This window comes from Pseudomonas sp. PS01301 (genome assembly GCF_029960215.1).
In the GTDB taxonomy this organism is placed as follows: Bacteria; Pseudomonadota; Gammaproteobacteria; order Pseudomonadales; family Pseudomonadaceae; genus Aquipseudomonas; species Aquipseudomonas coleopterorum.
The window spans coordinates 15,267-36,577 of sequence record NZ_JASCPM010000018.1 but is presented as its reverse complement, the minus strand read 5'-3'; the positions used below and the strand labels follow the sequence as shown (position 1 = coordinate 36,577).

Sequence of the window (21,311 nt, the reverse complement as noted above, 5' to 3'; positions counted from 1 at the left end):
CCAGACCCCTCGTTAAGGAAAATAATGCGCTGGATCACCCGCCCCGGCTGGCCCGGTAACCTGCTGGCCATGGCGGCCGGCGGGATGACCCCGCTGTTCCTGGCCCCCTTCGATCTCTGGCCGCTGGCCCTGCTTTCGCTGGCGTTGTTCTATCTCGGCCTGCGCGAGCTGAAACCGCGCCAGGCGCTGGGCCGTGGCTGGTGCTACGGTTTCGGTCTGTTCGGTGCCGGCACCAGCTGGATCTACGTCAGCATTCATACTTATGGCGGCGCGTCGGTGGCGTTGGCAGGCTTGCTGATGCTCGGCTTCGTCGCTGCGGTCGCGCTGTTCTTCGCCCTGCCCGCCTGGGTGTGGGCGCGCTGGCTGCGGCGCACCGATGCGCCTCTGGCCGACGCCCTGGCCTTTGCCGCGCTGTGGTTGGGCCAGGAAGCATTCCGCGGCTGGTTTTTGACCGGTTTCCCCTGGCTGTACAGCGGCTACAGCCAGTTGCATGGTCCGCTTGCCGGCCTGGCGCCAGTGGGCGGCATGTGGCTGGTGTCCTTCGCCCTCGCCTTGACCGCGGCGCTGTTGTGCAACCTTGCACGCCTGCGCCACCGCAAGCCATTGCTGGCGGGCGCTGTGGTGTTGCTGCTGGCGCCGTGGATCCTCGGCCAGGCATTCAAGGGCCACAACTGGACGACCCCCGCCGGCGAGCCGCTGAACGTGGCGGCGGTCCAGGGCAACATTGCCCAGAGCATCAAGTGGAACCCCGAAGCGGTCGATCATCAGTTGCAGCTGTATCGCGACAAAACCTTCGTTTCCAAGCCCGTGGACCTCATCGTCTGGCCGGAAACGGCGGTGCCGGTACTGATGGACTCGGCTCAAGGCTATCTGGCGATGATGGGCAGGTTTGCCAGCGACCGGCATTCGGCACTGATCACCGGCGTGCCCATACGCCAGGTGGAAGACGGTCAGCGCCGGTTCTACAACGGCATTACCGTGGTAGGTGACGGCGAAGGCTTGTACCGCAAGCAGAAGCTGGTGCCCTTCGGCGAATATGTGCCCTTGCAGGATCTGCTGCGCGGCCTGATCGCGTTCTTCGACCTGCCTATGTCCGACTTCGCACGCGGCCCGGCCGACCAGCCGTTGCTGCAGGCCAAGGGATACCAGATCGCGCCGTTCATCTGCTACGAAGTGGTGTATCCGGAGCTGGCCGCGAGCATGGCCGCACGCAGCGACCTGCTGCTGACGATCAGCAACGACACCTGGTTCGGCACTTCGATAGGTCCGCTGCAACACCTGCAGATGGCACAGATGCGCGCGCTGGAGGCCGGCCGCTGGATGATCCGCGCCACCAACAACGGTGTCACTGCGTTGATCGATCCGTTCGGCAACATCACCACCCAGGTGCCGCAGTTCGAGGAGGCGGTGATGTATGGCGAGGTGACGCCGATGCAGGGTCTGACGCCTTATCTGCAGCTGCGGTCATGGCCGATGACGGTGGTGTGTGTGTTGTTGCTGGGGTGGGCGTTGGTGCGTAAACGGGCTGCCGGCCAAGTTTGATGGTGTTTGTGCTGCCCGCGAAGAGGCCCTCGAGATCACCGATAAAACATCTTGTACCCCACCAACCCCACCGCTTCATTGAGCAGCTGGCCGTTCTGCCAGATCGCCTTGCTTTCAGGCAACCACCCTCCCAGCGGCCGTGCATTGTCGGTACCCAGAAAGCCCACCGGTGCCGGCACCACCTGCAGCCCGTGCTGCTCGAAGCTCCACCGCGAGCGCTGCATGTGCCAGGCCTGAGTGACCACCACCACACGCTTGATGCCGTGCTCGGCAAGTAACTGGGCGCTGAACTCGGCGTTCTCCCAGGTCGTGCGGCTGCGCTCTTCCATCCAGCGCGCCGAGGTGCCGAAATCGTCGCGCAACGACTGCGCCATGATCCACGCCTCGCTGGGCGGCGAGCCATAGTGCAGGCCACCGGAAGTCAGCACCGGAAGCCCGGACGCCTTGGCCAGCCTGGCCGCGTAGCGGACCCGTTCGAGCGCGACACCGGTCGGCTGATCGATGCCGTCCCAGGCCGGGTCGCCGCGCTCGCGACCGGCTCCCAGAATCACGATGGCGTCGGCACGCTGCGCCAAGGTGCTCCACCCCTGCACTGGCAGTGCCGGTTCGCTTTCGAGCCAGTTCGCCGCCTGCTGCATCACCACCGGCAGGCTCATCAGCCATAGCCCACCCAATCCGGCGACGAAGCAGGCGCCCGCCAACCGTGGCCAGCGACGGCGCAGCCACCAGGCGACCAGCAACAGGACGAAAAAAATTCCGGGCGGCAGCAACAACTGTTTGAGGATGAAACGTGAAAACATCGGGCATCTCCAGAAAATGCCCGAAGCCTAAGCGTTGCCGCGCTGGCGAACAACTGCGCTCACGGTTTCCCCGAATACCCACGGCCATGCCTGCCGATGGACGACCTGCGTCGGTCGCGCTCGTGCAGCCAGTACACCTTGGCCGATGCCTTGCGTACCGGCACAGTGGGGGCCGACGGCTCGGCACAGGCGCGCTCGCCACAGACATGCAGGTAGGCGTCGATCAATTCGTACTCGGCCCGGCTCAAGCCACGCAACTCCAGTTCCGCAGGCTTTTCATCGCGCAGGCGAACCGCTGTTCGGGCCACATCCAGGGCCAGCCCCAGACGGTCGATGAGACGTTCGTAAACATCAGGCTGCATGGCCTTGATATGCGGCTCTACCATTGGCTCACCTCACTCCAGAAAAAAACGCTCTATCCTCCCCAAGCTTAGCGCTGGCTGGAAAATCAGTCGGTTGCAGCGACCAACGGATCGCGCCAGGCGCTTGGTCGAGCGATGGCAGCTGCAATCAAGGTTTCCCTCGATAGAGGGGGGTCATGTATGCTACGGCGTTTAATATCATCGTACCTTGCCAACAGGCTCAGCCTATTTAGCAGCTGCCGGATAAGGTCACCCATTTCTCAGCGCAAAGTAGCCATGCACGAACTCTATCAGCCCCGCGAAATCGAAGCCGCCGCCCAGTCCTTCTGGGATGCGAAGAAGTCTTTTGAAGTGAGTGAACAGCCAGGCAAGGACACGTACTACTGCCTGTCGATGTTCCCCTACCCCAGCGGCAAACTGCACATGGGGCACGTGCGCAACTACACCATTGGCGATGTGATTGCACGCTATCAGCGCATGCAGGGCAAGAACGTCCTGCAGCCCATGGGTTGGGACGCCTTCGGCATGCCTGCGGAAAACGCGGCCATGAAGAACAACGTCGCGCCGGCCAAGTGGACGTACGAAAACATTGCCTACATGAAGACCCAGCTCAAGAGCCTGGGCCTGGCCATCGACTGGTCGCGCGAAGTCACCACTTGCAAGCCCGACTACTACCGCTGGGAACAATGGCTGTTCACCCGCCTGTTCGAAAAAGGCGTGATCTACCGCAAGAACGGTACCGTGAACTGGGACCCGGTGGACCAGACGGTCTTGGCCAACGAACAGGTCATCGACGGTCGGGGCTGGCGTTCGGGCGCGCTCATCGAGAAGCGCGAAATCCCGATGTACTACTTCAAGATCACCGCGTACGCCGACGAGCTCCTGGAGAGCCTCGACGAACTGCCGGGCTGGCCGGAACAGGTCAAGACCATGCAGCGCAACTGGATCGGCAAGTCCAAGGGCATGGAAGTGCAGTTCCCTTACGATCAGTCTTCGATCGGCGAGGCCGGGACGCTGAAAGTGTTCACCACGCGTCCCGACACGCTGATGGGCGCTACCTACGTTGCCGTTGCCGCAGAACATCCGCTGGCGACCCTGGCCGCACGCTCCGATGCCGCGTTGCAGGCCTTCATCGAGGAGTGCAAGAGCGGCAGCGTGGCCGAGGCCGACGTCGCTACCCAGGAAAAACGCGGGATGCCGACCGCGCTGTTCGTCGAGCATCCGCTCACCGGCGAGAAGCTGCCGGTCTGGGTCGCCAACTATGTACTGATGCACTACGGCGACGGTGCGGTCATGGCCGTTCCGGCCCACGACGAGCGCGATTTCGAGTTCGCCTTGAAGTACGACCTGCCGATCAAGCCGGTGGTGCGCACCAGCGCCGGCGAGCTGACGCCTGCACCATGGCTCGCGGCCTACAATGAACACGGCCCGCTGATCAACTCCGGCGAATTCGACGGCCTCGATTTCGAAGGTGCATTTGACGCCATCGAAGTGGCCTTGATCAAGAAGGACCTGGGCAAGTCGCGCACTCAGTTCCGCCTGCGTGACTGGGGCATCAGCCGCCAGCGCTACTGGGGCTGCCCGATCCCGATCGTGCACTGCGATGCCTGCGGCGACGTTCCGGTCCCCGAGGATCAGCTGCCGGTCGTGTTGCCCGAAGACGTGGTCCCCGATGGTGCCGGTTCGCCACTGGCACGCATGCCCGAGTTCTACGAGTGCACCTGCCCGAAATGCGGCGCACCGGCCAAGCGCGAAACCGACACCATGGACACCTTCGTGGAATCGTCCTGGTACTTCGCCCGTTACGCTTCGCCGCACTATGAAGGCGGCATGGTCGATCCGGCCGCTGCCAACCACTGGTTGCCGGTGGACCAGTACATCGGTGGTATCGAGCACGCGATCCTGCACCTGCTGTACGCGCGCTTCTTCCACAAGCTGATGCGCGACGAAGGCCTGGTCAGCTCCAACGAGCCGTTCAAGAACCTGCTCACCCAGGGCATGGTCATCGCCGAAACCTACTACCGTCTCGAAGCCAACGGCAGCAAGACCTGGTTCAACCCAGCCGACGTCGAGCTGGTCCGCGATGCCAAGGCCAAGATCGTATCGGCCAAACTCATCAGCGACGGCCTGCCGGTGGAAATCGGCGGCACCGAGAAGATGGCCAAGTCGAAGAACAACGGCGTCGATCCGCAATCGATGATCGACCAGTACGGTGCCGATACCTGCCGCCTGTTCATGATGTTCGCCTCGCCACCGGACATGAGCCTGGAGTGGTCCGACTCCGGCGTGGAAGGCTCGCACCGCTTCCTCAAGCGCGTCTGGCGTCTGGCGCAGGCACATGTCGGCCAGGGTTCGCATGCCCCGCTCGACGTCGCAGCTCTGGACGACGAACAGAAAGCCGTTCGCCGCGCGATCCACCTGGCGATCAAGCAGGCCAGTCAGGATGTGGGCCAGAACCACAAGTTCAACACCGCCATCGCCCAGGTGATGACGCTGATGAACGTGCTGGAGAAGGCCCCGCAGGCCACGGCTCAGGATCGTGCCTTGCTGCACGAAGGTCTGGAAACCGTGACCCTGCTGCTGGCACCGATCACGCCGCACATCAGCCACGAGCTCTGGCAGCAGTTGGGCCACGCCGATGCGGTAATCGATGCCGGCTGGCCTGTATTGGACGAATCGGCCCTGGTGCAGGACAGTCTGCAGTTGGTCATCCAGGTCAACGGCAAGCTGCGTGGCCAGATCGACATGCCTGCCAGTGCCAGCCGCGAAGAGATCGAAGCCGCCGCACGGGTCAACGAAAACGTGCTGCGTTTCACCGACGGCCTGACCATCCGCAAGGTCATCGTCGTACCAGGTAAACTGGTCAACATCGTCGCCAGCTGATCGACCGGCGCCCGCTTCACCGGGCGCCCGTCACGCATGCCACAGCCAACAAGGTTTCTAGGGAGCAACAAGATGATCAAACGCAATCTGCTGGTTATGGGCCTGGCTGTCCTGCTGAGCGCCTGTGGTTTCCAGCTCCGCGGTACCGGTACCAACGAGATGGCCATCAAGGAACTCAACCTTACTGCGCGCGACGCCTACGGCCAGACCGTGGTGCAATTGCGCAAGGCGTTGCAGAACAGCGGGGTCCACGTGGCCAGCGGCGCACCGTACACCCTGGACCTGGTGAACGAGCGCGAGGATCGTCGCACCGCCAGCTACAGCGGTTCGGCGCGCTCGTCCGAGTACGAGCTGAGCAACATGCTGCAATATGAGATTCGCGGGCAGAACAACCTGAGCTTGCTCAACGACAAGATCGAAGTGCAGAAGGTTTATGTCCACGACGGCAACAACCTGACCGGTTCGGACCAGGAAGCCAGCCAGGTGCGTCGTGAAATGCGCAACGAGCTGGTCCAGCGCATGATGCTGCGTCTGCAGCAGATCACCCCTGCCCAGCTGCAAAAGCTGCAGGTAGATGCCGACGCACGCGCCAAGGCCGAAGCCGATGCGGCCGCCGAAGCTCAGCGTGTGATGGATGCAACGCCCCAGCAGTCGCCGATCCAGATCCCCAATCAGTAAGGCAGACAAGGGCGCTCAGGCGCCCTTTTCGCTGCCATCGCACCCGTGAAGTGTTCAATCCTGTCGATGCGTCCATGAAAATCAGCCCCGCCCAGCTCGGCAAACACCTGCAAGGCCCGCTTGCGCCTGTCTATGTGGTCAGCGGCGACGATCCGCTGCTCTGCCAGGAAGCGGCGGACGCCATACGTGCCACGGCGCGTCAGCAAGGCTTCGACGAACGTCAGGTGTTCAGTGCCGACAGCAACTTCGATTGGGGCACGCTGCTGCAGGCCGGTGCCAGCCTGTCGCTGTTTGCCGAGCGGCGCCTGCTGGAACTGCGCCTGCCTTCGGGCAAGCCGGGTGACAAGGGCGCTGCGGCGCTGATCGAATACTGCTCACGACCTGCCGAAGATACCGTGCTGTTGATCAGCCTGCCCAAGCTGGATGGCAGTGCGCAGAAAACCAAGTGGGGCAAGGCGCTGGTGGATGGCGCGCACACGCAGTTCGTGCAGATCTGGCCGGTGGATGCGCAGCAGTTGCCGCAATGGATCCGCCAGCGCCTGGCCCAGGCCGGGCTGGCGGCGCAACCGGATGCGGTGGAGCTGATCGCCGCGCGGGTTGAGGGCAATCTGCTGGCGGCCGCGCAGGAGATCGAAAAGCTCAAGTTGCTGGCCGAGGGTAACCAGATCACGCTGGAGACGGTGCAATCGGCGGTCGCCGACAGTGCTCGCTTCGACGTGTTCGGCCTGATCGATGCGATCCTCAATGGCCAGGCCGAACATGCTCTGCGCATGCTCGAAGGGTTGCGTGGCGAGGGTGTCGAGCCGCCGGTCATCCTCTGGGCGCTGGCCCGCGAGCTGCGTCTGCTGGCCAGCCTGTCGCAGCAGTACAGCCAGGGGGTGTCGCTGGACAAGGCTTTCAGCCAGGCCCGCCCGCCCGTCTGGGACAAGCGCAAGCCGCTGATGAGCAAGGCTCTGCAGCGGCATTCGGCACTGCGCTGGGCGCAGTTGCTGCAGGATGCACAACGCATCGACGCGCAGATCAAGGGCCAGGCGCCAGGTTCGGTGTGGGTGGGGTTGTCGCGGTTATCGCTGTTGATGGCGGGCCAGCGCCTGGCCCTTCCGGCCGAATAGCGCAGCATTCTGGTGGGCAGATGGAGCATTCACTGCGGTGTGTCAGATACATTGCGTCGCTGCATTCGCGGGCAGAGCCCGCTCCCGCAAAGCCGCACTGCAGCGTGTCGGGCTGATCGCTGACAAGGCTAAACCCATGCTACAGGTTCGGCTGGCATGTTAAGGTTTGCCTCTGCCCCGAAAGCCCTGGACTTGTGAATGTCTTCTCGTCGTACCTCTGGCTGGCCCATGCGCCAGTTCGCCGTGACTACCTGCCTGGCCTTGCTGGTTGCCTGCGCGGAAAAACCCACCGTCGCCGACACCCTGCCCGCTCCGATCGTCCAGCCTTCCCTGCCTGTGCCCATGGCGCCCGCGCCGAGCAGCGTCGACACCCCGGTGCTGCCAACCCAGACATTCGCAGAATGGCAACAGGGCTTCCGCCAGCAAGCGCTGCGCAGCGGCGTCGACGCGCAGCTGTTCGACCGCGCCTTTGAAGGCGTCACGCCCGACCTGAGCGTAATCAAGGCTGATCGCAGCCAACCTGAATTCAGCCGTCCGGTGTGGGAATACCTCGACGGCGCCATCTCCCCGACTCGCGTGCGCCGTGGCCAGGCCATGCTTGACCAGTATGCGGACGTGCTGACGAGCATCGAGCAGCGCTACGGCGTCGAGCGCCAGGTGCTGGTTGCCGTGTGGGGCATGGAAAGCAGCTTCGGTCAGATCCAGGGCGACAAATCGGTGATCCGCTCGTTGGCGACCCTGGCTTACGAAGGCCGCCGCCCTGAGTTCGCGCAAAGCCAGCTGCTGGCTGCGTTGCAGATCCTGCAGAATGGCGACATCCAACCTGAGCGCATGCTCGGCTCGTGGGCCGGTGCCATGGGCCAGACCCAGTTCATCCCCACCACCTACAATTCCCACGCCGTGGACTTCGACGGCGATGGTCGCCGCGACATCTGGAACAGCGCCGCCGACGCCCTCGCCTCTACGGCCCACTACCTGCAAAGCTCTGGCTGGCAAAGCGGCCAGACCTGGGGCCTGGAAGTGCGCCTGCCCGACGGCTTCGACTACGCCTTGGCCGACGGCAGCAGTCGCAAGCCGGTCAGCGAATGGCAGCGTCTGGGTGTAGCGACGATGCCCGGCGGCGGAGTCCCGGCGGGCAGCGAGAATGCCTCGGCGGCGCTGCTTCTGCCCGCCGGCTACCGCGGCCCGGCCTTTCTGGTGTTCGATAATTTCCGCGCGATCCTGAAGTACAACAACTCCTCGTCGTACGCATTGGGCGTGAGCCTGCTGGCACAGCGCTTCCAGGGTTCGGGCTACATTCAAGGCACCTGGCCGAAAGATGACATGCCCCTCACACGCACCGAGCGCATCGAGTTGCAGAGCCGGTTGACTGCGCGCAATTACGACGCCGGCGCTCCGGACGGCATCATCGGCGCCAACACACGCAAGGCTATCCGCAGTGCGCAGCAAACCCTGGGCTGGCCAGCTGACGGCTATCCGACCCACAAACTGCTGGAAGCCTTGCGGGCGCAGCAGTAACAGGATGTGGTGGCCTTGGCGTCGCCTAGGCCACCACATCCTGCTCCAACCAGACCTGGCGCTCAGTGGCGTCAAGCCTGACCTGCGCGCCCAGCGGCAAAGTCAGGTTCGGATCGCAATGACCACTGCGCCACCCGGCCAGCACTGGAATGCCATCGGCCTGAAACGTATCGAGCAGCAGCGGCGTCATTTGCTCGACACCGATGCCCGCGAAGTCGCCCACGATCACACCCTGCACCCCACGCAGCTTGCCGGCCAGGCGCAGGTGGGTCAGGAAACGATCCACGCGGTACAGCGGCTCGTTGACGTCCTCGATGAACAGCACGATGTCATCGCCAGGCAGCTCGTACGGCGTTCCCAGCGTGGCACTGATCATCGCCAGGTTGCCGCCCATCAATCGCCCTTGAGCCTGGCCAGGCAGTATCGTGGTCAGCGGCCACGCTGGGGGATGCCGCAACAGGTCCCCTGCCCCCAGCTCTCCGCGCAGCATCTGCCACAACGAAGACTCGGTCGGCGCCTGTTTCTGCGTCAGCAGATCGGATTTGAACAGCGGCCCGTGGAAGGTCACGAACCCGGCATGGCGAGCGATGGCCACATGCAACGCGGTGATATCGCTGTAGCCCACGAAGGGTTTGGGGTGGCGCGCCAGTAGCGGGAAGTCGATCTTGTCCAGCAGACGGGGCGTACCGTAGCCACCACGCAGGCAGAAAATGGCATCTACTTCGGGATCGGAAAACGCGTCGTGGAGGTCTTGCAGGCGGGCCTCGTCGCTACCGGCCAGATAACCCTGGGCCAGCGCAACACCGGGGTAGATCCGCAGCGTGTAGCCGCGCGCTCGGGCCCAGGCGCAAGCTGCTTCGATGTCCAGCTCGATGGGGCCCGCCGGCGCGATCAGGGCGATCGTGCCGTGGTCGGGCAGGCGTGGGGGTAATTGCATGGGAAAAACTCCGCAATCGTGGGTCCGGCGTAGACCAGGCGGTGCCTGCTCTACGCCGGCAGATGTCAGAGCTTGATCTTGGCTTCGTGCGCCTGCTGGTCGGCATGGTACGAGGAGCGCACCAACGGCCCGGAGGCGACGTTCTTGAAGCCCATCTTGTAGCCTTCCTCGGCGAACCAGGCGAAGGTGTCCGGGTGCACGAAGCGCTGGACCGGCAAGTGGCTGCGCGATGGCTGCAGGTACTGGCCCAGGGTCAACATGTCGATGTTGTGCTCGCGCATGCGGTGCATGACCTCGATCACTTCCTCGTCGGTTTCGCCCAGACCCAGCATCAGGCCGGACTTGGTCGGCACATGGGGCACCAGCTCCTTGAACTTCTGCAGCAGGGTCAGCGACCACTGATAGTCCGAACCCGGACGCGCAGCCTTGTACAGGCGCGGTACGGTTTCCAGGTTGTGGTTGAACACATCCGGCGGCTCTTGCGCCGTGATGGCCAGTGCCACGTCCATACGCCCACGGTAGTCGGGCACCAGGGTTTCCAACTGCACGCCGGGTGACAGCTTGCGGATCTCGCGCAGGCAGTCGGCGAAGTGCTGGGCACCGCCGTCGCGCAGGTCATCGCGGTCCACCGAGGTGATCACCACGTACTTGAGGCGCAGATCGGCGATGGCCACGGCGAGGTTCATCGGCTCGTCGGCGTCCAACGCCTTGGGGCGACCATGACCCACATCGCAGAACGGGCAGCGACGGGTGCAGATGTCGCCCATGATCATGAAGGTCGCGGTACCGCCGGAGAAGCATTCGCCCAGGTTGGGGCAACTGGCCTCTTCGCAGACGCTGTGCAGCTTGTGCTTGCGCAGCAGCTGCTTGATGCGGTCGACTTCGGGCGACACCGGAATGCGCACACGGATCCAGTCGGGCTTTTTCGGCAGCTCTTCGGTGGGGATGATCTTGACCGGGATGCGCGCGACCTTTTCGGCACCGCGCAGCTTGACGCCCGCCTCGACCTTGGGCCGTGGCGCGTTGGCCTTGGGCGCACCCTCGGCGAGGTTCTGCAGGGGGATCAGCGTTTGCACAGCTTCTGTCGCGGTAGTCATATCAGTCGATTCCGCCCGTAAGGGTCGTCTGCTCAACATAGTCGAGGTGCTTGACCAGCTGCGCTCGCAGCCTTGCACTGACCTCGGCAAATTCAAGGGGTGCGACATGATCGCACATCTGCGTCATCGGCAGGCCGGCATATCCACATGGATTTATCCGTCGAAAGGGCGCGAGGTCCATGTCGACGTTCAGCGCCAGGCCGTGGAATGAACAACCACGGCGGATACGCAGGCCCAGCGAGGCGATCTTCGCGCCGTCCACGTAGACGCCGGGGGCATCCGCACGGGCTGCGGCAGGCACACCGTAGGAAGCCAGCAGATCGATCAGGGTATGCTCCATGCGCGTGACCAGCTCGCGCACACCGTAGCCCAGCCGGCGCACGTCCAGCAGCAGGTACACCACCAGTTGGCCGGGGCCATGGTAGGTCACCTGACCACCGCGGTCGACCTGCACCACCGGGATCTCGCCGGGCACCAGCAGGTGCTCGGCCTTGCCCGCCTGGCCCTGGGTGAAGACCGCCGGATGCTGGACCAGCCAGACTTCATCGGCGGCGTCCGCATCGCGCTGATCGGTGAACCGCTGCATCGCGTGCCAGACGGGCTCGTAAGGCATCAGACCGAGTTCGCGAAACCCCAGGCATTGCGGCATCAAAGCACCATTTTGACGATGCCGGTGGCGCGCAGCTCACTGTTGATGTTGTAGAGCTGTTCCTGGCCGGTCGCCAGGATGTGCAACTGCAGAGTGGTGTAGTTGCCGTTGGTGCTCTGGCGCTCGGCGTTCTTGTCGTGATTGACGGTGGCGTGCTTCTCGACGATCTTCACCACCGTGTCGCGAAAGCCCACGCCGGTGTCGCCGATGATCTTGATCGGGTAGTCGGCGCAGGGGAATTCGATCTTCGGTTCTTTTACTTCGGTATCGGTCATGACGATGACGGCCTCGGGTAAACCGTGAAAACAACAACGCCCCCGCCTGTTGCCAAGGCGAGGGCGCGCGGTCGCGATATCAGTTGAACAAGCCGTAGAAGAATAGACGAACGCTATCCCACACGCGGCGGAAAATACCACCTTCCTGTACATCGTCCAACGCGATCAGATCGGAGGTCTGAACGATCTTGTCACCGTTCTTCACTTCGACCTTGCCGATCACGTCGCCCTTGGCGATGGGCGCGGTCAGCTGCGGGTTGATGGTCATGCTGGCAGCCAGGTTCTTCAACTGACCCTTGGGCAGCGTCATGGTCAGGTCTTCAGCCAGGCCGGCCTTGATCTCGCGGATGTCGCCCTTCCACACCGGCGCTTTGGCCAGCTCGGTGCCCTTCTGGTAGAAGGTCTGGGTTTCGTAGAAACGGAAGCCGTAGGTCAGCAGCTTCTGGGTCTCGGCTGCACGGGCCTGTTCGCTGTTGGTGCCGAACACCACGGCGATCAGACGCATGCCGTCGCGCACGGCCGAGGACACCATGCAGTAGCCGGCTTCTTCGGTGTGGCCGGTCTTCAGACCGTCGACGGTCTTGTCACGCCACAGCAGCAGGTTGCGGTTGGGCTGCTTGATGTTGTTCCAGAAGAACTCCTTCTGCGAGTAGATCGCATAGTGGGCCGGGTCTTCGTGGATGATGGCGCGAGCCAGCAGTGCCATGTCGTGAGCGGTGGAATAGTGCTCAGGGTTCGGCAGACCGGTCGGGTTCATGAAGTGGCTGTTGCTCATGCCCAGTTTGCCGGCGGTGGTGTTCATCATGTCGGCGAAGGCGTCTTCGCTGCCGGCGATGTGCTCGGAGAGCGCCACCGAAGCGTCGTTGCCCGACTGGATGATGATGCCGTGCAGCAGGTCGCTGACCGACACCTGGGTGCCGACCTTGATGAACATCCGCGAGCCGCCGGTGCGCCAGGCGTTTTCGCTGACGGTGACCGGGTCGTTCTCGCCGATCTGGCCGCGACGGATCTCCAGGGTGGCGATGTACGCGGTCATCAGTTTGGTCAGGCTGGCTGGCGGCAGACGCTGGTCGCCGTTGTTTTCAACCAGCACGTTACCGCTGGAAGCTTCCATCAGCACGTAGGATTTGGCAGCCAGTTGCGGCGGCGCTGGCATCATCTGATCTGCCGCCCAAGCGGCAGGGGCAATGATCAGCGGTACAAGCAGGCACAGGCGTTTGGCAAATGTGGTGATGTTCATCCGTCTCTCGAAATTGCTGATGGGCACATGCCCTTGCGGGCAGTCTTGTTGTGGGCGGGCGGCCCGGTGTCGCACGCCCGTTGCCGGGCGTTCATTGCAGCGCCGCCCGCAGGCGGCGCGGTTCAATCCAGTGTCACCAACTTGGGCACGCCGAGGTTGGCCATGCGCACGTTGTCCTGTATCTGCTGGGCTTCACCCTGGGAATTGATCGGTCCCAGGCGCACCCGATAGAACGTCTGCTGGTTGACTGCGATCTGGCTGGTGAAGGCCGGTGCGCTGACCATCGAGCTCAGCTTGGAACGCAGCAGCTCCGCAGCGTCGGGGTTGGCGAACGCTCCCACCTGGAGATACAGGCCAGACGCTTGTGCAGAACCGTTTTTTTTTGCGTCCATCTGCACCGGCAGCGTGGCGACCGCGTGTTGCTGCGGCGGCGGCGTATATTGCTCGACCGTACCGGCCGACGGCGTGATGTTGGGCCGGGCCTGAGCCACCACCGGCCCCTGGTTCAGCACCAGCGGCGCCGGGCGACCACGCTGGGCCCACCATTCCTGAGGATCGATCCCCTCGACCCGGACCCGCGCAGTGCCCGTTTCGGCGTAGCCCAGCTTCTTGGCGGCAGCATAGGACAGGTCGATGATCCGGTCGGAATAGAAAGGCCCGCGGTCGTTGACCCGCAGCACCACCGTGCGATTGTTGTCCAGGTTGGTCACGCGCACATAGCTGGGCAGCGGCAGGGTCTTGTGCGCCGCGCTCATGCCATACAGGTCGTAGACCTCACCGTTGGCGGTGTTCTGGCCGTGGAACTTGGTGCCATACCAGGACGCCGTGCCGGTGGCCTGATACTGGCGCGACTCGGCTATCGGGAAGTAGGTCTTGCCCAGCACCGTGTAGGGGTTGGCCTTGTAGGGACCGGTGTGCAGGGTCGGTACGGCGTCGGGGATCTTCGACACGTCGACGTCCCACCAGGGCGCGCCGTCCTTGTGAGCCCGATTGATGTTCAGGCCGGGAATGGCTTTGACGGTCGGGCCCGATTGCTTGACGGTACGCGACGGCGGCGGGGTCGACGAGCAGCTGGCGAGCAACAGGCCCAGGGCCGCGCAGGCCGCGATGGCTGAGGATGTACGTATCGGCATTGCCCGCATTACTTGACGCCCCGTGCTTGAACCAGCGATTCCGACAGTTGGTGCACAGCCATGGCGTACATCACACTGCGGTTGTAGCGAGTGATTGCATAGAAATTCTTCAGGCCCATCCAGTATTCCGGACCTTCGGCGCCCTGCAGGCGGAAGGCAGTCACTGGCAGGTCGTCGCGCAGCGCATCATGACTCGACCAGCCCAGCGCCCGCAACTGCCCGACATTCTTGACCGGGTCGATGCCCGGGCTCAAGCCATCGTCGACCTGTGGACCGGAAACGCTGGCCCGGCTGACCACTGGCTGGCCGGCGACCCATCCATGCTCCTTGAAATAGCTGGCGACACTGCCGATGGCGTCATCGGCGTCGGTCCAGATATTGATGTGGCCGTCGCCGTCGAAATCCACCGCGTAGGCGCGGAAGCTGCTGGGCATGAACTGCGGCAGGCCCATGGCCCCCGCGTACGAGCCCTTGAGGGTCAACGGATCGAGCTGCTCGTCGCGCGCCAGCATGAGGAACTCGCGCAGCTCCTTGCGGAAGAATGGCGCGCGCGGCGGGTAATCGAAGCTCAGGGTGGACAGCGCATCGATCACCCGATAATTGCCGGTGTTGCGGCCGAAGAAGGTTTCGACACCGATGATCGCGACGATGACCTGCGCCGGGACGCCGTATTCGCGTTCCGCACGGGCCAGTACCGCTTCGTGCTGACGCCAGAAGTCGACGCCGCGGGCGATACGTGCATCGGTGATGAACATCGGCCGGTACTCGCTCCACGGCTTGACCCGTTCGGCGGGACGCGAGATCGCGTCGAGAATCGACTGCTTGCGCTCGACTTCCCTGAATACCTCGTTCAACTGGTCGCTGGCGAAGCCATAGTCGCGGGTCATCTCACCAATGAACTGGGTCACCTGCGGTGAGCCACCGTAGTCGCCGGCGCTGGCTTGCTGTGCCGACCCCAACAGGCCCATCAGGCCGATCCAGGGAACGCTTCGAGCTGCCCAGCTACGCATTACTTGCATGCAATTGCTCACCTTATTCAAACCTGTGCGATCCACTTGCGATGGGTGTGGATCGACATCAAAACGCCAAACGCTGACAGTAGGGTCACCAACGAAGTTCCGCCGTAGCTAATGAATGGCAACGGCACCCCCACCACCGGCAGCAGGCCACTGACCATACCGATATTGACGAAAACGTAAACAAAAAAAGTCATGGTCAGGCTGCCGGCCAGCAACTTTCCGTACAGGGTCTGGGCCTGCGCAGTGATCACCAGCCCGCGGCCGATCAACAACAGATAGATCAACAGCAGCGCACAGATACCGACCAGGCCGAACTCCTCGCCCAGCACCGCGATGATGAAGTCGGTATGGCTTTCCGGCAGGAAGTCCAGGTGCGACTGGGTGCCCAGCAGCCAGCCCTTGCCGAACACGCCGCCGGAGCCGATGGCCGCCTTGGACTGGATGATGTTCCAGCCGGTCCCCAGCGGATCGCTCTCCGGGTCGAGGAAAGTCAGGATCCGCTGCTTCTGGTAGTCGTGCATGATGAAGAACCACATGGCCACGGCAACGGGCACGGCTGCAGCCAGCACGCTGAGGATCCAGCGCCAGCGCAGCCCGGCCATGAACAGCACGAAGGCGCCCGAAGCCAGGATCAGCAGCGACGTGCCCAGGTCCGGCTGACGCACGATCAGCACGAAGGGAATGCCGATCAGGGCCAGGCTGGCCGCCACGTGCTTGAGCGTGGGAGGCAGGGTTCGCTTGGCCAGGTACCAGGCGATGGTCGCCGGCATGATGATCTTCATGAATTCCGAGGGCTGAAAGCGGATGACCCCGGGAATGTTGATCCAGCGCGTGGCGCCCATGGCGTTGTGGCCCATCACGTCCACTACCACCAGCAATATCACCCCGGCCACGTAGGCCAGGGGTACCCAGCGCGCCATGAAGCGCGGTTCCAGCTGGGCGATGACGAACATCGAGACCAGGCCCAGACCGAACGAGGTCGCCTGCTTGATCAGCAGGTCCCAGTTCTTGCCGCTGGCCGAATACAGCACGAACAGGCTGCCGGCCGCCAGGGTCAGCAGCAGGATCAGCAGGGGGCCGTCGACATGGATGCGTTGCAGGAACGTCGCGCGGCGACGCATCACATCCTCGCTGGAGAGGATGCGGTCGAAATTACTCTTCAAGGGCGGTGATCTCCGCGCCCGCGGCGCTGGCGTATTCGGGTTTCAACTGGCCGTCGGGGCCGAGCAGCCAGGCATCCATGATCTGCCGCACCACGGGCGCGGCGACGCCTGAACCGGACTCCCCGTTCTCGACCATCACCGACACCACGATGCGCGGGTTGTCGGCAGGCGCGAAGCCGACGAACAGGGCATGGTCGCGATGGCGTTCCTGGACCTTGCTGCGGTCGTACTTTTCGCCCTGGCGAATGGCGACGACCTGAGCCGTACCGGACTTGCCGGCGATACGGTACTTGGCGCCGATGGCCGCCTTGCGCGCGGTACCGCGGGCACCTTGCATGACCATCTCCATGCCATGAGTGACCTTGCCCCAATCGGAGGGGTTGCGCAGCACGATGTCGGGCATGGGGTTCTCGTCCACCGGCGGCGCGCCCTCGATGGTGCGCGCCAGCCGCGGACGATTCCATTTGCCCTTGTTGGCCACCAGAGCGGTGGCCTGGGCCAATTGCAGCGGGGTGGCCTGCATGTAGCCCTGGCCGATGCCCAGGATCAGCGTTTCGCCGGGGAACCAGGCCTGGCGACGGGTCTTGCGCTTCCATTCGCGCGAAGGCATCAGGCCCGGCGACTCCTCGAACATGTCCAGGGACACCTTCTGACCGATGCCGAACTGGCCCATGTAGCTGTCCAGCTTGTCGATGCCCAGCTTGTGCGCCAGGTCATAGAAATAGGTGTCGTTGGAACGCATGATGGCGGTGTCCAGGTCCACCCAGCCATCGCCGGTGCGGTTCCAGTTGCGGTACTTGTGGTCGTAGTTGGGCAGCTGATAGAAGCCGGGGTCGAACACCCGCGAACCGGCGTTGATCACGCCGGAATCCAGGCCGGCGATCGCCACAGCGGGCTTGATCGTCGAACCGGGTGGATACAGGCCGCGCAATACACGGTTGAACAGCGGTCGGTCGATCGAGTCGCGCAGGTCGGCGTAGGCCTGGAAACCGATGCCGGTGACGAACAGGTTGGGGTCGAAACTGGGCTGGCTGACCATGGCCAGCACTTCACCGGTGCGCGGGTCCATCGCCACGATGGCACCGCGCCGACCGCCCAACGCTTCTTCGGCGGCTTCCTGAAGCTTGATGTCCAGGCTCAGGACGATGTCCTTGCCCGGTTTCGGATCGGTGCGCTTGAGCACCCGCAGCACACGGCCGCGAGCATTGGTCTCGACTTCCTCGTAACCCACCGTGCCGTGCAGTTCCGGCTCGTAGAAGCGCTCGATGCCGGTTTTGCCGATGTGATGAGTACCGCTGTAGTCCACCGGATCCAGGGTCTTGAGTTCCTTCTCGTTGATGCGTCCGACGTAGCCCACCGAGTGCGCGAAATGCGCGCCCTGCGGGTAGTGCCGCACCAATTGCGCGACCACTTCCACACCGGGCAGACGAAACTGGTTCACCGCGACCCGGGCGATCTGCTCTTCGTTGAGCTCGAACAGGATCGGCACCGGCTCGAACGGCCGGCGCCCCTGTTTCATGCGGCGTTCGAACAGTTGCCGGTCTTCGTCGCTGAGCTCCAGCACCTCGACGATGGTGTCGAGCACCTGACGCCAGTCGCCGGAGCGCTCGCGGGTCATGCTCAGGCTGAAACTGGGCCGGTTGTCGGCCACGACCACGCCGTTGCGGTCGAAGATCAGCCCGCGCGTGGGCGGAATCGGCTGCACGTGCACCCGATTGTTTTCCGACAGCGTGGAGTGATACTCGTACTGGATCACCTGCAGGAAATACAGGCGCGCGATCAGGACGCAGATCAGCACCAGAATCGCCGCCGCACCGACCACGACGCGGCTGCGCACGGTGCGCGCGTCTTTCTCGTGGTCCTTGAGGCGAATCGGCTGGGACATCGGCTGGTTTACGGCCTATTTGTGATAAGGGTGCCCGGACAGTACGGTCCAGGCGCGATACAGCTGCTCGCCGATGAGTATCCGTACCAGCGGGTGAGGCAAGGTCAGCGGCGACAACGACCAGCGCTGCTCGGCACGGGCGCAGACTTCCGGCGCCAGCCCCTCGGGGCCACCGACCATGAAGTTCACCGTGCGCGAGTCCAGGCGCCAGCGATCCAGCTCCACCGCCAACTGCTCGGTGCTCCAGGGCTTGCCGTGCACTTCCAGGGTGACGATGCGCTCGCCCGGGCCGACCTTGGCCAGCATCGCTTCGCCTTCCTGACGGATGAAGCGTGCGACGTCGGCATTCTTGCCGCGGGTGTTCAGCGGAATTTCGACCAGGTCCAGCGCAAGCTCGGCAGGCAGACGCTTGGCATACTCATGCCAGCCTTCTTCCACCCACTTGGGCATGCGCGAACCCACCGCGATCAGACGCAGACGCATGGCCCAGGCTACTCTTGGTCGTTAAGAGCCTGGTGGCCAGGGGTATGGTGCGCAGCGCTGGCGGCACGGCTCTGCTCGGCGCCCTGCCACAGGCGTTCCAGGTCGTAGAACTGGCGCGCGGCGGCGGTCATCATGTGCACCACCACGGTGTCCAGGTCCAGCAGGACCCAGTCGCTGTCGCCCGCGCCTTCTTCGCCCAGCGGCTTGACGCCCTTGGCCTTGACCAGTTCGCGAACCTTCTCGCGCATGGCGCTGATCTGGCGGTTGGAGGTACCGGTGGCGATGACCATGAAGTCGGTGATGCTGTTCTTGTCGCGCACGTCGATGACCAGGATGTCCTGGGCCTTGACGTCTTCCAGAGCGGCTTTGGTCAGCTCGACGATTTCTTCTGCGGGGATTGCTTGCTTATTGCTCATAAAAAAACTCGTTCAGTTCAATTGGACGCACGGTACAGCCCGTGCGCCTCGATGTAGGCCAGTACAGCGTCAGGCACCAGGAAACGCACCGACTTGCCGCTGGCCAGCAGTTGACGGATCTGGGTGGCCGACACCGCGAGCGGTGCCTGCCAGACGAAAGTAATCTGCCCGCAGGGCCCCTTGAGGGCTTGCGGGTCGCTGATGGAACGCGCCGCCACCAGATTGCGCAGGGCATCGGGCAGCTCGGTGTCGGCATCAGGTCGCTGCAACACGACGATATGGCAGTGCTGCAGCAGTTCTTCCCAGCGGTACCAGGTGGGCAGGCCACAAAAGGCGTCCCAGCCCAGCAGCAGGAGCAACTGGTCTTGCGGGTCCAGCTCGGCACGCATCGACACCAGGGTGTCGAGTGTGTACGACGGTTTGTCGCGCGCCAGTTCGCGGTCATCCACGCTCAAGGGCGCCAGACCCTGCACCGCGGCACGCACCATGGCCAAGCGCTGCTCGGCCGATACCTGCGGCTGGTCGCGGTGCGGCGGCCGCGCGCTGGGCACCAGCCGCAGGTCGTCCAGACCCAGTGCCTCGACCACCTCCACGGCGCCGCGCAGATGACCGATGTGCACCGGGTCGAAGGTGCCGCCCAGCACGCCGATTCGACGCGCAGCGCGGGAGTGTACAGCGTGGGGACCGGGGCGGCTCGGTGCGGTCAACTCAGACCGGCTCCTGGCCGCGCAGCTGGCCGTCGCCGATCACCACGTATTTCTCGCAGGTCAGGCCTTCCAGCCCCACTGGACCGCGAGCGTGGATCTTGTCGGTGGAAATGCCGATCTCGGCGCCCAGACCATACTCGAAGCCATCGGCGAAACAGGTCGGGGCATTGACCATCACCGAGGCCGAGTCGACTTCGGCGACGAAACGCCGGGCGTGGCCCTGCTGCTCGGTCACGATCGCATCGGTGTGGTGCGAGCCGTGGTGGTTGATGTGCTCGATCGCCTGGTCCAGGCCGTCGACCACACGGATCGACAGGATGGCCGCCAGGTACTCGGTATCCCAGTCCTCTTCGCTGGCCGGTACCGCGTCGATGAGGTCGCGGGTGCGCGGGCAACCGCGCAGCTCGACGCCTTTCTCGCGGAACTGGGCGGCCATCGGCGGCAGGAAGCTGGCCGCCACCGACTGGTCGACCAGCAGGGTTTCCATGGCCCCGCAGATGCCGTAGCGGTAGGTCTTGGCATTGAAGGCGATGCGTTGCGCCTTGGCCAGGTCGGCCCCGGCGTCGACGAACACATGGCAGATGCCGTCCAGGTGCTTGATCACCGGCACCTTGGCCTCGCGGCTGACGCGCTCGATCAGACCACGCCCGCCGCGCGGCACGATGATGTCCACGTACTCGGGCATGCTGATCAGGGCGCCGACCGCCGCGCGGTCAGTGGTGTCGACCACCTGCACCACGGCGGCGGGCAAGCCGGCTTCGGCCAGACCGCGCTGGATGCAGGCGGCGATGGCGCGGTTGGAATGGATGGCCTCGGAGCCGCCGCGCAGGATGGTCGCGTTGCCCGACTTCAGGCACAGGCTGGCGGCGTCGATGGTCACGTTGGGCCGCGACTCGTAGATGATGCCGACCACGCCCAGGGGCACGCGCATCTTGCCGACCTGGATGCCCGAAGGCCGGTAGCTCATGTCGCGGATCGCCCCGACCGGGTCCGGCAGGCTGGCCACCTGGCGCAGGCCGACGATCATGCCGTCGATGCGCGCAGGGGTCAGCGCCAGGCGCTCAAGCATGGCCGCGTCCAGGCCATTGGCACGACCCGATGCCAAATCCTGCTCGTTGGCGGCAACCAGTTCGGCGCGGGCGCTGTCCAAGGCACTGGCCGCAGCCTGCAGGGCGCGATTCTTCTGCGCGGTGCTGGCACGGCCAATGACCCGCGAGGCTTCGCGGGCGGCGCGACCCAAGCGGGTCATGTAGTCAAGAACGGACTCGGTCATGGTCTCTGTGGTCTTGGCAAAGAGGAAAGCGGCTGATTATAGCTGTCACGTACGCCCACTAACAGCGGTGACGGGCGGATGGTCGAAAACACCTCTTTAAACATATGTCCACGGGCCTGGCCGATGTGCAATTGCTATC

General features: G+C 64.0%; 20 protein-coding genes. 5 read left to right on the top strand and 15 right to left on the bottom strand.

Annotation, left to right across the window (positions count from 1 at the left end; translation table 11 throughout):
* The first annotated feature begins 24 nt into the window (after nucleotides 1-24).
* Nucleotides 25-1,542 (top strand): apolipoprotein N-acyltransferase, encoded by a 1,518-nt coding sequence (gene lnt, locus QMX89_RS11715; RefSeq protein WP_282348289.1) that lies wholly within the window; start codon nucleotides 25-27, stop codon nucleotides 1,540-1,542.
* A 35-nt stretch (nucleotides 1,543-1,577) separates the two neighbouring features.
* Here lnt and QMX89_RS11710 read toward each other — a convergent pair whose 3' ends face one another.
* Together QMX89_RS11710 and QMX89_RS11705 are read right to left on the bottom strand one after the other, a co-directional pair.
* Nucleotides 1,578-2,342 carry a YdcF family protein gene (locus QMX89_RS11710; protein ID WP_282348288.1) on the bottom strand — a complete coding sequence of 255 codons (765 nt, stop codon included), beginning with the start codon at nucleotides 2,340-2,342 and terminating at the stop codon, nucleotides 1,578-1,580.
* Between the two features lie 59 nt (nucleotides 2,343-2,401).
* A complete protein-coding gene (locus QMX89_RS11705; RefSeq protein WP_122742653.1) occupies nucleotides 2,402-2,728 on the bottom strand; it encodes a hypothetical protein in 327 nt (108 codons plus the stop codon).
* 252 nt (nucleotides 2,729-2,980) lie between these two features.
* Here QMX89_RS11705 and leuS point away from each other — a divergent pair, with 252 nt between their 5' ends.
* The 4 genes from leuS to QMX89_RS11685 all read left to right on the top strand — a co-directional run bounded on the left by leuS (nucleotide 2,981) and on the right by QMX89_RS11685 (nucleotide 8,895).
* Nucleotides 2,981-5,587 (top strand): leucine--tRNA ligase, encoded by a 2,607-nt coding sequence (gene leuS, locus QMX89_RS11700; RefSeq protein WP_282348285.1) that lies wholly within the window; start codon nucleotides 2,981-2,983, stop codon nucleotides 5,585-5,587.
* Between the two features lie 72 nt (nucleotides 5,588-5,659).
* Nucleotides 5,660-6,265, top strand: a complete 606-nt coding sequence (gene lptE / locus QMX89_RS11695) for an LPS assembly lipoprotein LptE (RefSeq protein WP_049860849.1) — start codon at nucleotides 5,660-5,662, stop codon at nucleotides 6,263-6,265.
* Nucleotides 6,266-6,339: 74 nt separating this feature from the next.
* Nucleotides 6,340-7,377 carry a DNA polymerase III subunit delta gene (gene holA, locus QMX89_RS11690; RefSeq protein ID WP_282348282.1) on the top strand — a complete coding sequence of 346 codons (1,038 nt, stop codon included), beginning with the start codon at nucleotides 6,340-6,342 and terminating at the stop codon, nucleotides 7,375-7,377.
* Between the two features lie 198 nt (nucleotides 7,378-7,575).
* Complete coding sequence (locus QMX89_RS11685; protein WP_282348280.1) at nucleotides 7,576-8,895, top strand: lytic murein transglycosylase; 1,320 nt, start codon at nucleotides 7,576-7,578, stop codon at nucleotides 8,893-8,895.
* Between the two features lie 25 nt (nucleotides 8,896-8,920).
* On the opposite strand, the gene QMX89_RS11680 is transcribed toward QMX89_RS11685, so the two are convergent.
* From QMX89_RS11680 to QMX89_RS11620, 13 genes are all read right to left on the bottom strand, one after another.
* Entirely contained in the window at nucleotides 8,921-9,832 is a 912-nt protein-coding gene (locus QMX89_RS11680) for an LD-carboxypeptidase (protein WP_282348278.1), read from the bottom strand.
* Nucleotides 9,833-9,897: 65 nt separating this feature from the next.
* A complete protein-coding gene (lipA, locus tag QMX89_RS11675) occupies nucleotides 9,898-10,929 on the bottom strand; it encodes a lipoyl synthase (protein WP_049860845.1) in 1,032 nt (343 codons plus the stop codon).
* Between the two features lies 1 nt (nucleotide 10,930).
* Entirely contained in the window at nucleotides 10,931-11,578 is a 648-nt protein-coding gene (lipB, locus tag QMX89_RS11670; RefSeq protein ID WP_049860844.1) for a lipoyl(octanoyl) transferase LipB, read from the bottom strand.
* Nucleotides 11,578-11,853, bottom strand: coding sequence for a DUF493 domain-containing protein (locus QMX89_RS11665; protein WP_049860843.1), 276 nt, complete (start codon nucleotides 11,851-11,853; stop codon nucleotides 11,578-11,580). Before QMX89_RS11665 ends, lipB begins: the two co-directional genes overlap by 1 nt.
* Before the next feature lie 79 nt (nucleotides 11,854-11,932).
* On the bottom strand, nucleotides 11,933-13,093 hold the full coding sequence (locus tag QMX89_RS11660) for a D-alanyl-D-alanine carboxypeptidase family protein (protein WP_049860842.1): 1,161 nt from the start codon (nucleotides 13,091-13,093) through the stop codon (nucleotides 11,933-11,935).
* 122 nt (nucleotides 13,094-13,215) lie between these two features.
* Nucleotides 13,216-14,235 carry a septal ring lytic transglycosylase RlpA family protein gene (locus QMX89_RS11655; RefSeq protein WP_056843999.1) on the bottom strand — a complete coding sequence of 340 codons (1,020 nt, stop codon included), beginning with the start codon at nucleotides 14,233-14,235 and terminating at the stop codon, nucleotides 13,216-13,218.
* Complete coding sequence (mltB, locus tag QMX89_RS11650) at nucleotides 14,235-15,245, bottom strand: lytic murein transglycosylase B (protein WP_049860840.1); 1,011 nt, start codon at nucleotides 15,243-15,245, stop codon at nucleotides 14,235-14,237. The genes QMX89_RS11655 and mltB overlap by 1 nt, the downstream gene beginning before the upstream one ends.
* Before the next feature lie 17 nt (nucleotides 15,246-15,262).
* Nucleotides 15,263-16,366 carry a rod shape-determining protein RodA gene (gene rodA / locus QMX89_RS11645; protein WP_049860839.1) on the bottom strand — a complete coding sequence of 368 codons (1,104 nt, stop codon included), beginning with the start codon at nucleotides 16,364-16,366 and terminating at the stop codon, nucleotides 15,263-15,265.
* Nucleotides 16,367-16,397: 31 nt separating this feature from the next.
* Entirely contained in the window at nucleotides 16,398-18,293 is a 1,896-nt protein-coding gene (mrdA, locus tag QMX89_RS11640) for a penicillin-binding protein 2 (RefSeq protein WP_049860838.1), read from the bottom strand.
* Between the two features lie 15 nt (nucleotides 18,294-18,308).
* Nucleotides 18,309-18,776, bottom strand: a complete 468-nt coding sequence (gene rlmH / locus QMX89_RS11635) for a 23S rRNA (pseudouridine(1915)-N(3))-methyltransferase RlmH (protein ID WP_043192648.1) — start codon at nucleotides 18,774-18,776, stop codon at nucleotides 18,309-18,311.
* An 8-nt stretch (nucleotides 18,777-18,784) separates the two neighbouring features.
* Nucleotides 18,785-19,192 carry a ribosome silencing factor gene (gene rsfS / locus QMX89_RS11630; RefSeq protein WP_049860837.1) on the bottom strand — a complete coding sequence of 136 codons (408 nt, stop codon included), beginning with the start codon at nucleotides 19,190-19,192 and terminating at the stop codon, nucleotides 18,785-18,787.
* A gap of 17 nt (nucleotides 19,193-19,209) precedes the next feature.
* Nucleotides 19,210-19,899, bottom strand: coding sequence for a nicotinate-nucleotide adenylyltransferase (gene nadD / locus QMX89_RS11625; protein WP_049860836.1), 690 nt, complete (start codon nucleotides 19,897-19,899; stop codon nucleotides 19,210-19,212).
* Nucleotide 19,900: 1 nt separating this feature from the next.
* Nucleotides 19,901-21,172, bottom strand: coding sequence for a glutamate-5-semialdehyde dehydrogenase (locus QMX89_RS11620; RefSeq protein ID WP_056843995.1), 1,272 nt, complete (start codon nucleotides 21,170-21,172; stop codon nucleotides 19,901-19,903).
* Nucleotides 21,173-21,311: the final 139 nt, after the last annotated feature.

Bases quoted from the DNA above. Each gene is read 5' to 3' on its own strand.
- lnt (WP_282348289.1), top strand. From the start codon at position 25: ATGCGCTGGATCACCCGCCCCGGCTGGCCCGGTAACCTGCTGGCCATG.
- QMX89_RS11710 (WP_282348288.1), bottom strand. From the start codon at position 2,342: ATGTTTTCACGTTTCATCCTCAAACAGTTGTTGCTGCCGCCCGGAATT.
- QMX89_RS11705 (WP_122742653.1), bottom strand. From the start codon at position 2,728: ATGGTAGAGCCGCATATCAAGGCCATGCAGCCTGATGTTTACGAACGT.
- leuS (WP_282348285.1), top strand. From the start codon at position 2,981: ATGCACGAACTCTATCAGCCCCGCGAAATCGAAGCCGCCGCCCAGTCC.
- lptE (WP_049860849.1), top strand. From the start codon at position 5,660: ATGATCAAACGCAATCTGCTGGTTATGGGCCTGGCTGTCCTGCTGAGC.
- holA (WP_282348282.1), top strand. From the start codon at position 6,340: ATGAAAATCAGCCCCGCCCAGCTCGGCAAACACCTGCAAGGCCCGCTT.
- QMX89_RS11685 (WP_282348280.1), top strand. From the start codon at position 7,576: ATGTCTTCTCGTCGTACCTCTGGCTGGCCCATGCGCCAGTTCGCCGTG.
- QMX89_RS11680 (WP_282348278.1), bottom strand. From the start codon at position 9,832: ATGCAATTACCCCCACGCCTGCCCGACCACGGCACGATCGCCCTGATC.
- lipA (WP_049860845.1), bottom strand. From the start codon at position 10,929: ATGACTACCGCGACAGAAGCTGTGCAAACGCTGATCCCCCTGCAGAAC.
- lipB (WP_049860844.1), bottom strand. From the start codon at position 11,578: ATGCCGCAATGCCTGGGGTTTCGCGAACTCGGTCTGATGCCTTACGAG.
- QMX89_RS11665 (WP_049860843.1), bottom strand. From the start codon at position 11,853: ATGACCGATACCGAAGTAAAAGAACCGAAGATCGAATTCCCCTGCGCC.
- QMX89_RS11660 (WP_049860842.1), bottom strand. From the start codon at position 13,093: ATGAACATCACCACATTTGCCAAACGCCTGTGCCTGCTTGTACCGCTG.
- QMX89_RS11655 (WP_056843999.1), bottom strand. From the start codon at position 14,235: ATGCGGGCAATGCCGATACGTACATCCTCAGCCATCGCGGCCTGCGCG.
- mltB (WP_049860840.1), bottom strand. From the start codon at position 15,245: ATGCAAGTAATGCGTAGCTGGGCAGCTCGAAGCGTTCCCTGGATCGGC.
- rodA (WP_049860839.1), bottom strand. From the start codon at position 16,366: ATGCGTCGCCGCGCGACGTTCCTGCAACGCATCCATGTCGACGGCCCC.
- mrdA (WP_049860838.1), bottom strand. From the start codon at position 18,293: ATGTCCCAGCCGATTCGCCTCAAGGACCACGAGAAAGACGCGCGCACC.
- rlmH (WP_043192648.1), bottom strand. From the start codon at position 18,776: ATGCGTCTGCGTCTGATCGCGGTGGGTTCGCGCATGCCCAAGTGGGTG.
- rsfS (WP_049860837.1), bottom strand. From the start codon at position 19,192: ATGAGCAATAAGCAAGCAATCCCCGCAGAAGAAATCGTCGAGCTGACC.
- QMX89_RS11620 (WP_056843995.1), bottom strand. From the start codon at position 21,172: ATGACCGAGTCCGTTCTTGACTACATGACCCGCTTGGGTCGCGCCGCC.